The sequence below is a fragment of the Clostridium sp. MT-14 genome (assembly GCF_042436595.1).
GTDB classification, from domain to species: domain Bacteria; phylum Bacillota; class Clostridia; order Clostridiales; family Clostridiaceae; genus Clostridium_B; species Clostridium_B aromativorans.
This window is the reverse complement of the sequence record NZ_JBHMIY010000003.1, coordinates 73,164-88,409: the sequence shown is the minus strand read 5'-3', so window position 1 is coordinate 88,409 and position 15,246 is coordinate 73,164. Positions and strand designations below refer to the sequence as shown.

The following is a 15,246-nucleotide window of genomic DNA, read 5'->3' as shown; positions in this document are numbered from 1 at the left end:
TAATAATTATGTTATAATTATATTATAGAAAGGAAGTGAATATTGTGAAATCTAAAACCCCTAGTTATATTTTGACTTTACAATTACATACTGAATTATTTCAAGAATATATAATTGATAAAAGATTAGAGATTGCTAGAAATATTCAAAATGCTTTAATTAATGTTGCTCTTAAAAAATATTACCATATGCTTGATTCTAAATTATATACCAAAAATAAAAAGCAATTAAATAATATTAATAAATTATATCATAGTATTTCTAATAAGAAAGAAAAATCTAATTTAAATAAAAAACGTAAAGTATTATATGATAAAAGAAAAGACATATATAGTAAATTTGGATTAACACAATATTCATTTTATGATGATGTCAAACCTATGTATAAGCATTTCAAAGATAATATAGGGAGTATAGAAGCACAAGCTATTGCAGATGATGTATGGAGTTCATTTGATAAATTATTGTTTGGTGATGGTAAGAAAGTTTGTTTTAAAAAGTATGGAGAAATAAATTCAATACAAAATAAATGGAATAAATCAGGTTTAAAATATAGAGATGGATATATTATATGGAATGGACTAGAAATACCAGTAATAATTAAAAAGAATGATATATATGCTCAAAAAGCAATACGAGATAGAATTAAATTTTGTAGGATAATAAGGAAATTGATAAGAGGTAAATATCATTATTATGTTCAATTAGTATTAGAAGGAGTACCTCCTATAAAGATAAATAAGGATACAGGAGAATTAAAGAGAAGTATCGGACAAGGTAATGTAGGTATAGATATTGGTACTCAAACTATTGCTATATCAAGTCAATATGATGTAAAATTATTAGAGTTGTGTCCTGAAATTGATAATATAGAACATAAAAAATGGTTATTGCAAAGAAAATTAAATAGACAACGTAGGAGTAATAATCCTGATAATTATAATTATGATGGAACAATTAAAAGAGGAGTTAAATTAATATGGAATAAATCTAATAAATATATTAAAATACAATATAAATTAAAAGAGATACAGAGAAAACAGGCAGCAATAAGAAAACAATCACATGAAAAATTGAGTAATTATATACTTAGTTTAGGTGATAAATTTTATGTTGAGCAAATGAATTATAAAGGATTACAGAAACGTAGTAAAAAGACTACTAAAAATGATAAAGGTAAGTTTAATAAAAAGAAAAGATTTGGCAAAAGTTTAGGGAACAAAGCTCCTGCTATGCTGATAGAGATAATTAATAGGAAATTGGGGTATATAGGTCAACAGATAAATAAGATAAATACAGCAAAAGTAAAGGCATCACAATATAATCATATAACAGATAATTATAATAAGAAGGAACTTAAAGATAGATGGAATAAAGATTTAGGCATACAAAGAGATATGTATAGTGCATTTTTGATAATGAATGTGAATGATAATTTAGATAAAGTTGATAGAAGTAAATGTATTAATACCTTTGATAATTTTAAGATATTGCATGATAAAGAAGTAGACAGATTAAAGAGTTTAATGGGAAATGGGAATAAAATGATAAGTAGTATGGGAATATAAAGATAATAAATCGTCTTGAATCGGGCGATATACTAACGTTAATAGATATATAGATATCTTTGTTAGTGAAAATCTTATAGAAAATAGATTAGTATTAATATGTTGTAATATATAGAAGGAATGTAATACCTATATATGAGAGTATTAAAGAAGTCTATTGTATATAAGAACCACGTGACTTTAGTCATGTGAGATTCAGTTCAATATAAGGAGAGATATAGATTGATAGATGAAAATTATAATAATGATTTAGAAAATTATCTGAATAATATAGTTGGGAAAAAATTATTTAAAGATGATAAAAAAGAATTAATTGATAAAATAAATTTGCGAGATAATAGAAACAGGCAACAAAAATCAATTAGTTTAATAAATACTTATTTAAAAGAAAATAAATTCACATATATTATTGATACTGGAAGAGAAACAAAGAAGAAATTAGATAATGGAGATAAAAATCCAAGATATAGAAAAACTTATTGGAAAGTAGGAGAAATAAAATACAATAAAGAATAATTTATTGATACCAAAAATATGGCATATGTTCTATATATAACATATAAAATTAATAAAATATATCAAAATCATTGGTATTACTATATTTATAAGTAATATTTATTATATTTTTACTCCATATTTTTGGTTAATAAGATAAATAAAAGGACTAAAATGGTGGAACAGAGATACATTTGCTTAACGCTACGCTACAAATGTATCTAGCTGCTTGTTCCACACCTCCGCAGGATATAGAATAAATATAGATAACATAAGATCAGGTGATATTAATTATCTGATCTTATTTATTTTTTATGTAAATAGCGTTTCCTTACAAGGAAGCCCTAAATTTATTATATAAAATTAATAAAAATAGTATAAAATTCTTGTTTTATTTGGATGATTATGCTATAATATATTTAACAAAATTAATAAATATGAAAAGGAGAAATAAAAATGAAAAATTTAGATGCCATATTAAACAAAATAAATAGAGAAACAAATATAAATGAATTAGAAAATATAATTGCGGAGTTGTCAATAATTAGAAAAGTATTAATAAAGAAGAAACAAGAATTGGTAATATTAAATATGCTAAATAAATTGGAAATATAATACATTTAATGATATAATTTTATCAATGACACAAGCATGTACATACCCATGAAAGGAATGGTAAATATGTATGTAATATTAATTGATAAAGTTACAAATAAAATTCTTCAAAAAGTAAGATGTACTAAAGAGAATTCTCAAAAAATTAGATATCAATTAGAAATTAATTTGGATTTGACTAAATATGTAGTAAAAATAATTGAATAATAATTCGTCTCAATAGAGGCGGATACATAAAAATCTGAATATAAAAATTATAGTCATTAATATATTCATTTTGATATAAACATACTCATTTGATCATAAATGACTATGTTTAATATAAAAATAATATAATTAATAAAATATAAGAGAAAAGGTGAGATAAATGTGCAAAGAAAGGAAATACCAGTATTATGATATTAGAGTGACAAATAATATTAATAATTCAGTAGAAAGTATTAGTCTATTGAATAAAGAAGAGGTGGACAAGAGTAATTATAAACAAATGCTAGATGTTTATAGAACTATCAAAGAACAATATAAACATGATAATGTAACTATAGATTTTTATGGTGTAGATGATAAATCTATTATGAAAGTTTTATATGAAAAAGAATTTAGAAAAAACAATAATACTGATATAAAAGTTGAAACAAGTGAAAATGTAATTGATTTGTGTAAGCAGCTAAATGATATTTGTAAAAAATTTAATAATAAACAAGAACAAATAACCAATCAAAGAGCAATATTTGACAAACACCAGGATTTGTTACTTCATAAATTAGAAAATTTAAAGAAAAAAAATATATATGAATTAAATGATCAAGAAAAAGAGAATATTTTACAAATAGCAATTAATATCCAAGATATTAGATTGCAAAGACGTGAAACGAAAGACGAACAAAAGGTTCTTCAATCTATGAGAGATAAAAATTTTATAAATAAGCTTAATCAATTAAACAAACAAATGAATACATTTTGTTCCAATAAATTTGAGCAGTTAAACCATATAAAACAATGTTGTAAACAAGGTAAAATTAATAAATCTATGGAATATAAAGAAATTCCATATAAAGATTTTAAAGAAAGAATAAATATAATGAAGCAAATGCAACAAAAGTTTGAGCAGGTCAGGTATGATGAAAATAAAAAAGTTATCTTTTGTTATAATAATTGCAAAGGATAAGTATAAAATTAATAAAAAAAGGAGATTATACCATGAAAAATATTAATCAATTTATTTCAGAAATAAGAGAAGTACATACTTTAGAAGAGTTAGAATCAGGAGCCGATCTGTTTCAGTTTGGTGTAGATCGAGGAGATTATACGATAAAAGAAGTAAATCTTTTTAACTATATATATTGGAACAAGAAAAATCATTTGTTAGCACGTCAGTTATATAAAGAAAATAGGACAAATTATCTAAGATTATTTGATATTATTAAATATGCACCGGCGATCATTAAGGATGATATTAAACAATTAAAACAATACATATATGGCAGAAATAACGGCTTTAAAGGAAAAGTGGCTTAGTATAGACAATAATAATGTTAATATAAATAAAATTAATAAAAAATACAAAGGAGTAATAATATTATTGAAAAAAATAAATAGGAGATGAAAATAAGATGAATTGGAGAAAAGAAGGGTATGAAGTAGGGCAGGAAGTTTGTTTGGCGACAGAGATGTTGTATAGTGGAACTAAAATAAACAAAGTACAAGTAATATATGTTGGGACAAAGGTACTTAAAATTAAATATGGGGATAGGATAATAGAATTTAAGAGTAGCAGAAGTACTGGAAGTCAATTTTCTTTTGGAATTTTATATACAATATATAAATCTGAAGAAGAATATCAGCAACATTTAAAATTAGAACAGGAAAAAGAAATATTAATAAATAATATAAGAAGAGGACTTAATAGCTTATCACTAGATAAATTAAAAGAAATAAATAATATTATAAAATAAATTTGGTTAGCAGCTATCCAAAAAAACTGTTATATGAAAGGATATTAAAATGGATGAGGGAAAAGTAATAGAATTATTTACAGATGGAGAGGTATCTATGGGAGACAGAACATTTACAAGATTGATGGGTGGCTTTGGTGATAATTTACCTATGTTTACTGTTTGGCAAGCAGGTGAACTAGTAAATTTAAGAGTTGCAAAAGTTGTGGAAAATTTTACTAGGAATATAAGAAATTTTGAAAGAAATGTTGATTATAAAGATTTAAAATCCGTTATCCCTGAAAAGGACAACGAGAAAATCGTTGATATAACTAAGTTCTTAAAGGATGTAGGATATTCTCAGAATAGACTAAATAGAACAAAGCAATGGTTAATATTTAGTTATTCAGGAATGATGAAGCTTGTAAAAATAGCAACAACAAAAGAATCATGGGAAATATATGATAGGTTTTTAGAGGATTATTTTAAACTTCAAGCAGAAAATCAGGTGATGAAAGAATCTATTGATGATGAAATTAAAGCATTAATAGAAGATAAAGCAACTTTATTGGGAAAATCGATAATTGCTAAGAGCGAATTAGAGAGGATTGATTTTGCTAGAAGAGTAGAAGATAAAAATAGACGAATAATAGAATTGGAAAAGACTAAATCAGAACAAGAAATTATTAAAAAAGTACAAGATAAAATAAATATTGCAGATGGATTAGGTAGTGCTAAAGGCAATATAGACATGGGAGATTTTGCAAAAGTACTTGGGGTCAAAGATATGGGAAGGAATAATTTATTTAAGTGGTTCAGGGAGCAGCAGATTTTAAAATCAGATAATGTACCATATCAGCAGTATATGAAATATTTCTTCGTACAGGCAATTCCAGGAGCAAATGGATATACATATTATAAAACATTAATAAAGCCAGCTGCTATAGGATATATCCTAAAGAGATTAGAAAAAGATGGGAAAATAATAACTAAATCAATTGATGATATATTAAATGAGTTAAAGGAAATTGCTTAAGATAATTACATGAAATTAATAAATACATATTAAGATACTAATTAACCTTAGTATCTTTTTTTTTATTGTATCTATGAGGTATTTATATTATAATAATTATTAATGGAGGGTATGTAAAATGGGAAGAAATCAGATGCACATTATAGATAGGAATTTTTATAAAAAATTTAAAGAGGAGTATAATCGAATTTGTAGAAAATTAAAAAAAGAAGCTATATCTCAAAGAGATTGGGATAGATATAACAAATTGGTATGTAGAACAGTTATGAGAAGAGAATTAGGAGAGACATTTAATAGAACTTTGAGGTATGCTGGCTGTAAGGTTCTTAAAAGGAGCTTCAGTAAAGAGGAATCAGAAGAATTAAACAGGAAAATATTAAATTTAAGATTAGAAGGAGATTCCTATAGAGAAATAAGTGAAATACTAGGTATAAGTATAATGACAGCTAGGAGAAGGACAAATAAAATGTATGAATGTAGTAATAAAAATATAAAAGATAGATTAGATTATGTAAAAAATTACAATATAGAAAAGAGATATTTAAAGAAGAAGACAATGGTATAAAATCGTTATTTTATGGTAATTAAATCTGAAAAATTTATACGTTTCTCAAAATATCTTTGAAAAAACTATTGACTATTTTGATTTCATGCTATATAATAATATTGTAGTTAGAAATGAGGTGACAAAATGAAAATAGGAGAATATATTTCTCAAATATTAGAGAATCAAGGTAGAAGACAAAAATGGTTGGCAGAACAATTAAATATGTCTGAAGCAAAATTAAGTTATAAAATAAATAATAATGCTATCAGAGCAGATGAATTAATAAAAATCAGTAAATTATTAAATATTGATTTAAATGAATTGAAGGAGGAATTATAATGGCTATAACAGAGAAATTATTAAAAGAAAAGGGATTTAAATTAAATACTTATCCAGAAGGTAAGTTTTGGGAATATATAACTGAGGATGATGAGAAAATAGAAGCTATTTTACAAGATGAATATTGTGGAGATGAAAATAATATTTGCTTGCAATTACAAGAAGATTTTACTAATATAATTGAACAAGTGGATATTGATACTTATGATTTGACGGAGGAACAATTTTTAAAACTTATAAAAAGGATACCATCTAAGGAGATTGCCAATGAATAGATTAAAGCAGAAAATAATTATGGATAGCAGATTAAAAAAGAATATTGAATCATTGTATAAATATGAAAATGAATGTTGTTCAGTAAAATTTAAAGACATAGATGATGTATTTTGGTTTAATAACATAACAGGTATACAAGAATTTCTGAATAACCAGGCAGTAGAGAGGTATTATGATAAATCTCTCAGAAAAGGATACTTTGATTATATAAACGATCATGGTGAGAAATTTAGGTATCTAATCAACAAAGTATTTAGGGGTAGATTGGAAGTTAAAGAGGAGAAGATTAATGCTTGATATAAATGAGATAAGAAAACTTGTTGAAGATAATAAGATACAATGGCGAGGGCATATACTAATACGAATGCAACAAAGAGGTATCAGAATTATAGATGTAATTAATTGTATAATAAATGGAGAGATAATAGAATATTATGAGAGTGATTATCCTTTTCCAAGTTGTTTAATATTAGGATTCGTAGATATGCAAAAGGGGATACATGTAGTTTGTGCAGTTGGCCAAGGATATGTATGAAGTAACTTATTAATAAATATTATAAAATATATTAAAATTTTTAATAAAATATATTGACATCTTATTAATTATATAATAAGAATATAGAAAAGAGGTGTTAATATATTGAAAGCAAAAGAAGTTTTAGAGTTATTACAAATTACTTTACCTAATGGTAGATATGATTATAATAAAGATTCTGTTTATAAAATATTTAATAAAGGAGTAGATAGAAAGACTTATTTATATGCTAGAGTGTCTACTCCTAAACAAAAAACTGATTTAGAAAATCAAATTAATTTATTAAAACAATTTTCTTTCTCTAATGGTTATCAAATAAATAAAGTATTTCAAGATATCGCTAGTGGTATTAGTTTTGAAAAAAGAAAAGATTTTTTTAAAATGTTAGATGATATTATAGATGGTAAAGTTGAACGTGTCATTATAACTTATAAAGATAGATTATCAAGAGTTGGTTTTGATTTATTTTATTATTTATTTAAAAAATATCATTGTGAAATAATTGTAATGAGCGAAGTTGGTTCTGCAAAATTGGATAGTCAAGAAATATTTGAAGAAATTGTGAGTTTATTGCATTGTTATTCTATGAAATTATATTCTAAACGAAAAGGACAGAAAATAAAAGAAGTGTTGAAGGGAGATGAATGATTATTATGAAGAAAGATGGTCAATTACAACGTGTTGAAAAACATTTGATTTTCTATAACAATCCTTATTTTAAATTATTAGATGAATTTTGCTTTAAATCTAAAAATTTATATAATTTTGCTAATTATCACATACGTCAAGAATTTATTCATAATAATATTTATCTCCCTTATAATAAAATGGATAAATTATTAAAGCAAGACGATTTAAGTTTTGATTATAAACAAATGCCAGGAGCGAAGATAGCACAACAAACTCTTAGATTGTTAGACAAGAATTGGAAATCATTTTTCGTATCAATTAAAGATTATAGTATTCATCCTGATAAATATTTAGGTAGACCTAAATTACCAAAATATAAAAAGAAAAATGGTAGGTATAATTTAATATTGACTAATCAATCCTGTAAATTAATAAAAAGAGATAATGATTTAAATTATATTCAATTTCCTAAATCTTTTAATGGTTTTATGGTAAAAACTAAATTAAATGATTTTCAACAAGTTAGAATTCTTCCTAGAAATAAATATCTTATATTAGAGATAGTTTATAATCTACCGTTAGTACAAATAAAACAAGATAATAATAAATATATATCAATAGATATCGGAGTAGATAATTTAGCTACTATAGTAAATAATTGTGGTATAAAATCTATAATTATTTCTGGTAGAAAACTTAAATCTATCAATCAATATTATAATAAACAAATATCTAATTATAGAGAAATAGCTAAACGTATGAATAATTTAGATTATACTAATAGAATGAATAAATTAACAATAAAAAGAAATAATATGATTACTGATTTGATGCACAAAGCAAGTAAAAGTATAATAAATTATGCTTTAAGCTGTGGAGCAAATACTATAATTATAGGTAAAAACAAGAATTGGAAACAAAAGAGTAATATGAGTAAGAAAGTGAATCAGAAGTTTATACAGATACCTACTGCTATATTAATAGAAATGGTAGAATATAAAGCAGAGAATATAGGATTAAATGTAATATTGACTGAAGAAAGTTATACAAGTGGTACAAGTTTTATAGATGGAGAAGATCCTATAAAAGAGAATTATAATAAAAGTAGGAGAATATATAGAGGTTTATTTATAAGTAATATAGGAAAAAGAATAAATGCAGATATAAATGGAGCATTACAGATAATGAGAAAAGTATTCCCAAACATGAGATATCATAATGGGATAGAGGATATCGGGTTATATCCAATTAGAGTAGGTATTTAGTTTAATAATAGATTAGATATTGACTAATAAACATAAGAATATTATTTATTGAAATATTTAATATATTTTAGTATTTTTAATGTTTTTATAGACCTGATGATCTTAAAACAAGAAAGAGGTGATTTGAAAATGAATTGTATTTTATGTAAAGGTGATTTGGTACAGGGCAGAGTTAATCATATTGTTGATTTGGATGGGCATATTATCATAATCAAAGGTGTTCCGGCGAATGTTTGTAAGCAATGTGGTGAATATTTTCTTGAAAATAATATTGCTGTAAAAATAGAAAAAATAGTAGAAGAAGCTAAAAAGAATAAAGCTGAAATATTGGTTATTAATTATTCGGAAGTAGCAGCTTAAAAAATATAGAACAAAAGAAGCTGCTATTAAAAGAGCTAAAGAAATGAGAAATAAAAAGGTTAAAAATCTTGAAAAACAGATTGAGAAATTAAAAAATATGAAATTCGAACAGGAGAGATGATAGCATGGGGGATAATTATTATTTTAAATTAAAAAATGTTAAAGGACAAGTACAATGCTCTTTTGCAAGTAAAGAATTACAAGAATTATTACAAAAACAAATTGATGATATAATAAATAATGTATCAAAAATTCATATTGGTAAAGCGAGTGCTGGATGGAAAGCATTATTTCAAAAAACTGATTTTTATGCAAGTATAAATGAGATAAAAAATTTTTATAATAAGAATAAAGACAGTTTAGATATTGTAAACGAGTATGATGACAAACTAACTTTAGATGAACTAGAAAATGAATTATTTAATTGGAGTAAAGATAAAAGTAAGCTTCAATCACATTTAGATGATAAAGATTGTTATAGAGATGAAAATGGATATGAATTTTGTAAATTAAACTTTGAATAAATGAATGTTTTTAATTGGGATTTATTACAAATAAAATAGTGATATAATTATTATAAATTAAATTTTAGGAGGATAAAAATATGTTTGAATTTTTAGAAGATCATACTTATTTCAATGATAATTTTAGTGGAGAAGTTGTGGGTTTTAATAAGAATACTAATAATTTAATTGTTGAAGGAGGAGATAAAAATACTGATGAAGAAAGAAATTTAGAGGTAAGTATTTTTGACTCAAAAATAGTACAAGATATAGATGAGTATGAGAATTGGGAAGAAAAATTATATAATACTTTAATAAAAAATAGAGGAATAGTAGATATATTTGTTCTATCCACTGAAAGTGGGAATGGCTATAATTTAAGTATTTATAAAAATAAAACTTTATTAAATACTCATGAATATAGTGAGAAATTAGTTTTGATAAATTATGCTATTGTATTTGCAGATAAAATAAAAGGAGATATATTAAGTTTTCAAGAAATTGAGTATCATGCAAATGATGAATTAAAAAAATTTACAAAATGGATTGATAATCAAATTTATAAAGTGTCAGAATTTAATTATAGTCAACAATGGAATACTTTTAATTCAATTATTGTTAGTGATGCATTTAATACAAGTGAAGAACTTAAATTATTATGGCATTTATTTAATGAAAAGTGGTTTAAAACTAGGGTAAGAGAAGCATAAAAATATAACTTATTGGTGTGAATTAACTAATGGATATGTAGTAGGTATAAATGAAAGTCCTGCTAGAGGATTAAGTTTTCCAATAAAGAAGATAAAATAATTTAGAGAAGATAGGGGAATATAATGCCAAATACACAATGGAATAAGTTAAACAATTTACAACTAGGGAGATATGCTGAATATTTTGCGAAAATGGAATTTGCATCTTATGGGGTAGAGGTTTATTCTTTGGAGGCGGTAGATAGGTTTCTATAACTTGTACACAAGTTTGTGGTTTTAAACATTATCTTGTATTAGGAAATGGTATAGAGGGGAAATTATTTTTTGAAGGAAATTCTGAAGAAGATAGAAGAGACTGTTTATCGAAGTTGTATTTGTATATATTATCTTTGGAGGAAGAAGGATATAATAAATCTATATCTAATATAGAAAAATATCAGGAGGTGTAAATATGAATAGTAAATTAATAAATTGGTTTAATGATGGAGCTTGGAAGTGTAATCACTGTGGGGCAGTTTTTAAAGTATATGTCAAAGATGGCTATGAAGATGTACAATTTTGTCCATATTGTTCCTCAACAGGGGATATAATTGCTTGCGATGAGAGTGGTAATGAAATTAATGATCAATAAACAATATAAAATTAATAGAGGAGGAAAAGTAAGATGACAAATAAAAAGGTTTTTAAATCAATTAATGGATTGGAATTAGTTGTATTATATAAGAAATCTGCGGTTATTTTTGAAATTGGTAATAATGAAATTGATAATAGATTTGATTTTAGATTTAATTCGAAAACATTTAAAGAATTGTTTTATTATCTTAAGGATTTCGCTAATAAAGCATGGGACAATATTCAACTAAGAGAATGTGATAGTCTCGGCTCTGATTATGTTGGATATTATGATAAGGAATTAGATAATGATGGATATTTGCAACTAGATTTAAATGAGTTGTTTATAGAAAGAGTTTGTATTGGTAATAATAGGTTATATAAATTTAATAAAAGAAAAATGGAATCTTTTTTATATGATTTTGATAAATTAATAAAAAAGAGCTATTAAGATAAAACTTGGTTAGGGAAATTTATCTTTAGAAAATATAATTTTTGCAAAAATAGTCATGTATAGATATAATATAAAAGAATAATTACGTTTAAGAGAGTAGTGATTATAATGAAATATGAAGAGATATTAAATAAGTGGGCTGAATATACAGATTATAATAAGGATCAAACGAAGTTTAATATGCTTGATTATAGTTTTGAATTACATCAAGTAAATGAACGTATTGGAAGAATTATGAAAAATTATGATGAAACAGGAGCATTAGCAATAATTCAGGCCAAGATTATGTTTGAAAAAATATTAAAAAAGATATCTTATAATGCTTTTGAATATATGGAAAATCCCAATATAGTAAAAAGAGAAAAAGAAATATGGGATATGTTCCATTGTAAAGAAGTATTAGAAATAGAGAATTCTTATATTAATTCAATAGATCAATTATCAAATAAAGTGATAGGAAGAACTTTAATTGGGAAAAGAAATGATAAAGATATGTTAAATGATTTGTTTGATGCAACAGATATTGTATTAAATTCATTAGAAAAGTGCAATGTTGATTTGTTTATTCGTGGAGGAGAAATACTACCTATCGCAAATATTTCCACAAGAATCCATTTGTTTGAAACGTTGGCTGAATGTTTAACAATATTAGAAAATACTAATGATGGACTATCGTTATGTTATATTAATTATGGAGGTTCAGCAGACGGATATTTTAGTTTCTTTTTAAAAAGTAATGGTAATTTATTATCTATTAATGAAAGAATTGATGAAGCATATGTGGGACAACATAGTCATTGTAGAAATGGTCATTGGACAGAAGCTAAAAAAGATGAATTATTTCCATATAATTATATTTTTAATTATGTAAATCATGATTATAAGGAGTATGCAACAAATTATTTAATAGATGATAAAAAACTTGAATTTTTTAAATTAGGAAGGAAGGTATATCTTCCAATTATAGTAGCTATGATTATGATAAATAAACAATATACTGGAAAAACATTTAATGATATGGATATTAAGTTTGTAGATTCATTACTATCATGTAATATAAAAAAGATTGCTGAATCAAATAACAAACTTATAGTAATGAATAACAGTTCGCTTATTAATTCTCATAATAATATTGATCTGTCTTTTGATTTAAAAAAAATAATGACTGGAGATTATTCAGAAGAGTTTAATTATGGTAATAATAAAGATTATAAAGAGTCAGGGACTTTTACGAATAGTAATCAAATATTTGTAGATTTATGGGGGAAAGATTTTGAGTATGACTCTTCAAAAATATATGAAACAAATGCAATTTTGAGAATTACAGATAAGGATTCTGAAATGAATAATATTTCTTCAGAATTTGTTGGTACTAAAAAAAGAATGCGGTTACAAGGTTATTATAAAATAAGAGAACAATTAGCCGATTTTATACGAAATAAAATGCATAATGAATGGGTTGCTTTTGGTAAAACTTTAGCAGTTAAAAGGTGGTATTTAGAACATATAAATAAAAATATGGATAAAATTGAGAGATTAGTTATAGAAAAATACTTAAAAATTCAGAGTGGCGAAAAAAGTTTAGAAATAAACATGCATACGACAGACTCAGATATATTAGATATATATTATATCGAAAGAAGATATCCAGAGGGATGGGGAAATATTATTTTAAATAAAAGAAAGGATAATTATGGAAATAAATACTATTGTATGCAAACAGGAGCAATATGTAGCATGTTTTTTACTTTTGCTCCAAAAGATTGGAGACAGCTTGAAATATTATGCGGATGTGAAGTCCCTAAAATAGTAAAAGGATGGAATATAGATGGGCATTTTGGAGATGGTAATCCGATTCTTGAGGCAACGGATATGGTAACGGAAGTAGGAACACCATTTGAGAAATATGAATCAAATAGATATAAAGAACTTTATGATGAGCATGATGCAGTTAGATTTGATTTTAAATTCTCTATTGGATATTCAAAACGTGGTTTAAAACAGATTCTAAAAAAATATCAGGAGGTGTAATAATATGAAAAAAGTATTTGGTCAGACAGTAGAAAGGTATTTCTATGAAAATGAGGGAGAAAGAACTAAGCATGTAGAAGAAATGAAAGAGAAAGGATGGCAAGTTAGTTCTCAGGAAAAAGAGTTTGTAGGTAATCTTTTCTTAGATGATGTGGATGATTGTAGGTTATATAAATGGTTTGCAGAATTTTATAAAGGAAATTAATAATTGGACTTTTTTATTTAAGTAAAAGTATAAAAATAATTGACAAATACACCTTATTAGATGTATAATATATTTGAGGTGATAAATATGTCATTTAGGAAAATCGATACAAAAGAAGAAATAAAGAATGCTATTAAGAAAAAACCTGAATTAGAAAAATATATAAGAGAATCGGATTTGAAGTATGAATTAATTAAATCTATAGTAACTTATAGAAAAGAACATGGTATTACTCAAGAACAAATTTCTAAAAAAAGTAGATTAACCCAACAAATGGTTTCAAGAATTGAAAAATTTACTTATTCCCCATCACTAGATACTTTTATTAGGTATTTAGATGCAATGGGGTTGGGATTAACTTTTAAAAAGCAAAAGGAGAATTTATAGAAGGGGAGTTTCAAAATGATTATTTTAGATTCTATTGGACAAGTAAAAAAAGATTATTTAAAAGAATTTAATGTAAAAAAAGAAAATATTGTATGCTGGCAACCAAATAAAACTTGTAAAAAGAACCTATTATGTGTAAGAATAATAGGAACTGAAGGCATGAATACTTTAAGAACTTATAATATCAAAAATGGAAAATATATAAAATACTAATTTTAATACTGATAAACAAAGTAAATAATTAATAAAAATATAGTAAATTAGATTAATTTATGATATAATATTCATATAAAATAAATAAATGGATGTGAGTAGAATGGAGAACTATAAAAGAGAAAATTATTTAAGAGAAAAACGAATGGATAAAGAATTTAAAGAAGTTATGGACTCAATAGAACATAGTTTATAGAATTAATAAACGGAGGGTAAAAACATGGAATATTCAATTTATAAAGTCAATTATATTAATAGAAATAAAAAAGTTTGTATATATGATTGTATAGACAATATTGAAGAGGCAGATTTATTAGCACAATTAGCTATGAATAATAAAAAAAATGATGAAATAATTATAATAGTACCAGGATGGAATATGGGAGTTGAAGATCATCCAAAGCAATATGAAAAAGCTTTGGAATTAGCTAAAAAATACAAATACGAAAAACAATAAATTATTTCTTTTAAATAAAATTAATAAATAGCTTAGCAATGATTTTTACACTTCCACATGAGATATATTTATGG

At 24.5% G+C, this 15,246-nt stretch carries 25 protein-coding genes; all 25 read left to right on the top strand.

The window, feature by feature from the left end:
• Positions 1 to 44 precede the first annotated feature (44 nt).
• A complete protein-coding gene (locus ACFHWD_RS03700; RefSeq protein ID WP_378060494.1) occupies positions 45 to 1,568 on the top strand; it encodes an RNA-guided endonuclease TnpB family protein in 1,524 nt (507 codons plus the stop codon).
• A gap of 222 nt (positions 1,569 to 1,790) precedes the next feature.
• Positions 1,791 to 2,084, top strand: coding sequence for a hypothetical protein (locus tag ACFHWD_RS03695; protein ID WP_378060492.1), 294 nt, complete (start codon positions 1,791 to 1,793; stop codon positions 2,082 to 2,084).
• Positions 2,085 to 2,519: 435 nt separating this feature from the next.
• Positions 2,520 to 2,678: a hypothetical protein gene (locus ACFHWD_RS03690; RefSeq protein WP_378060490.1), complete on the top strand. Its 159-nt coding sequence runs from the start codon at positions 2,520 to 2,522 to the stop codon at positions 2,676 to 2,678.
• 367 nt (positions 2,679 to 3,045) lie between these two features.
• Complete coding sequence (locus ACFHWD_RS03685) at positions 3,046 to 3,846, top strand: hypothetical protein (protein WP_378060488.1); 801 nt, start codon at positions 3,046 to 3,048, stop codon at positions 3,844 to 3,846.
• Positions 3,847 to 3,878: 32 nt separating this feature from the next.
• Positions 3,879 to 4,196 (top strand): hypothetical protein, encoded by a 318-nt coding sequence (locus tag ACFHWD_RS03680; protein WP_378060486.1) that lies wholly within the window; start codon positions 3,879 to 3,881, stop codon positions 4,194 to 4,196.
• Between the two features lie 95 nt (positions 4,197 to 4,291).
• Positions 4,292 to 4,633 carry a hypothetical protein gene (locus ACFHWD_RS03675; protein ID WP_378060484.1) on the top strand — a complete coding sequence of 114 codons (342 nt, stop codon included), beginning with the start codon at positions 4,292 to 4,294 and terminating at the stop codon, positions 4,631 to 4,633.
• Positions 4,634 to 4,682: 49 nt separating this feature from the next.
• On the top strand, positions 4,683 to 5,648 hold the full coding sequence (locus tag ACFHWD_RS03670; protein ID WP_378060482.1) for a phage antirepressor KilAC domain-containing protein: 966 nt from the start codon (positions 4,683 to 4,685) through the stop codon (positions 5,646 to 5,648).
• Positions 5,649 to 5,766: 118 nt separating this feature from the next.
• Positions 5,767 to 6,213, top strand: a complete 447-nt coding sequence (locus ACFHWD_RS03665; protein WP_378060480.1) for an AsnC family protein — start codon at positions 5,767 to 5,769, stop codon at positions 6,211 to 6,213.
• Positions 6,214 to 6,339: 126 nt separating this feature from the next.
• Positions 6,340 to 6,534 (top strand): helix-turn-helix domain-containing protein, encoded by a 195-nt coding sequence (locus ACFHWD_RS03660; RefSeq protein ID WP_378060478.1) that lies wholly within the window; start codon positions 6,340 to 6,342, stop codon positions 6,532 to 6,534.
• Positions 6,534 to 6,809, top strand: coding sequence for a hypothetical protein (locus tag ACFHWD_RS03655; RefSeq protein ID WP_378060476.1), 276 nt, complete (start codon positions 6,534 to 6,536; stop codon positions 6,807 to 6,809). The genes ACFHWD_RS03660 and ACFHWD_RS03655 overlap by 1 nt, the downstream gene beginning before the upstream one ends.
• Positions 6,802 to 7,107: a hypothetical protein gene (locus ACFHWD_RS03650; protein ID WP_378060474.1), complete on the top strand. Its 306-nt coding sequence runs from the start codon at positions 6,802 to 6,804 to the stop codon at positions 7,105 to 7,107. Before ACFHWD_RS03655 ends, ACFHWD_RS03650 begins: the two co-directional genes overlap by 8 nt.
• Entirely contained in the window at positions 7,100 to 7,345 is a 246-nt protein-coding gene (locus ACFHWD_RS03645; RefSeq protein WP_378060472.1) for a DUF4258 domain-containing protein, read from the top strand. Before ACFHWD_RS03650 ends, ACFHWD_RS03645 begins: the two co-directional genes overlap by 8 nt.
• A gap of 105 nt (positions 7,346 to 7,450) precedes the next feature.
• Positions 7,451 to 7,993, top strand: a complete 543-nt coding sequence (locus ACFHWD_RS03640) for an IS607 family transposase (protein WP_378060470.1) — start codon at positions 7,451 to 7,453, stop codon at positions 7,991 to 7,993.
• 5 nt (positions 7,994 to 7,998) lie between these two features.
• On the top strand, positions 7,999 to 9,240 hold the full coding sequence (locus tag ACFHWD_RS03635; protein ID WP_378060468.1) for an RNA-guided endonuclease InsQ/TnpB family protein: 1,242 nt from the start codon (positions 7,999 to 8,001) through the stop codon (positions 9,238 to 9,240).
• 129 nt (positions 9,241 to 9,369) lie between these two features.
• A complete protein-coding gene (locus tag ACFHWD_RS03630; protein ID WP_378060466.1) occupies positions 9,370 to 9,600 on the top strand; it encodes a type II toxin-antitoxin system MqsA family antitoxin in 231 nt (76 codons plus the stop codon).
• Positions 9,601 to 9,725: 125 nt separating this feature from the next.
• Entirely contained in the window at positions 9,726 to 10,124 is a 399-nt protein-coding gene (locus ACFHWD_RS03625; protein WP_378060464.1) for a hypothetical protein, read from the top strand.
• Between the two features lie 80 nt (positions 10,125 to 10,204).
• Positions 10,205 to 10,813: a hypothetical protein gene (locus ACFHWD_RS03620; RefSeq protein WP_378060462.1), complete on the top strand. Its 609-nt coding sequence runs from the start codon at positions 10,205 to 10,207 to the stop codon at positions 10,811 to 10,813.
• Between the two features lie 123 nt (positions 10,814 to 10,936).
• Positions 10,937 to 11,068: a hypothetical protein gene (locus tag ACFHWD_RS03615; RefSeq protein ID WP_378060460.1), complete on the top strand. Its 132-nt coding sequence runs from the start codon at positions 10,937 to 10,939 to the stop codon at positions 11,066 to 11,068.
• 196 nt (positions 11,069 to 11,264) lie between these two features.
• Entirely contained in the window at positions 11,265 to 11,444 is a 180-nt protein-coding gene (locus tag ACFHWD_RS03610; RefSeq protein ID WP_378060458.1) for a hypothetical protein, read from the top strand.
• A gap of 33 nt (positions 11,445 to 11,477) precedes the next feature.
• A complete protein-coding gene (locus tag ACFHWD_RS03605; RefSeq protein ID WP_378060456.1) occupies positions 11,478 to 11,876 on the top strand; it encodes a hypothetical protein in 399 nt (132 codons plus the stop codon).
• Positions 11,877 to 11,987: 111 nt separating this feature from the next.
• Positions 11,988 to 13,910 carry a hypothetical protein gene (locus ACFHWD_RS03600; RefSeq protein WP_378060454.1) on the top strand — a complete coding sequence of 641 codons (1,923 nt, stop codon included), beginning with the start codon at positions 11,988 to 11,990 and terminating at the stop codon, positions 13,908 to 13,910.
• A 4-nt stretch (positions 13,911 to 13,914) separates the two neighbouring features.
• Positions 13,915 to 14,115, top strand: a complete 201-nt coding sequence (locus ACFHWD_RS03595) for a hypothetical protein (RefSeq protein ID WP_378060452.1) — start codon at positions 13,915 to 13,917, stop codon at positions 14,113 to 14,115.
• An 87-nt stretch (positions 14,116 to 14,202) separates the two neighbouring features.
• Positions 14,203 to 14,502 carry a helix-turn-helix domain-containing protein gene (locus ACFHWD_RS03590; RefSeq protein WP_378060450.1) on the top strand — a complete coding sequence of 100 codons (300 nt, stop codon included), beginning with the start codon at positions 14,203 to 14,205 and terminating at the stop codon, positions 14,500 to 14,502.
• A 15-nt stretch (positions 14,503 to 14,517) separates the two neighbouring features.
• Entirely contained in the window at positions 14,518 to 14,715 is a 198-nt protein-coding gene (locus ACFHWD_RS03585) for a hypothetical protein (RefSeq protein ID WP_378060448.1), read from the top strand.
• Between the two features lie 220 nt (positions 14,716 to 14,935).
• Positions 14,936 to 15,172, top strand: coding sequence for a hypothetical protein (locus ACFHWD_RS03580; RefSeq protein ID WP_378060446.1), 237 nt, complete (start codon positions 14,936 to 14,938; stop codon positions 15,170 to 15,172).
• Positions 15,173 to 15,246: the final 74 nt, after the last annotated feature.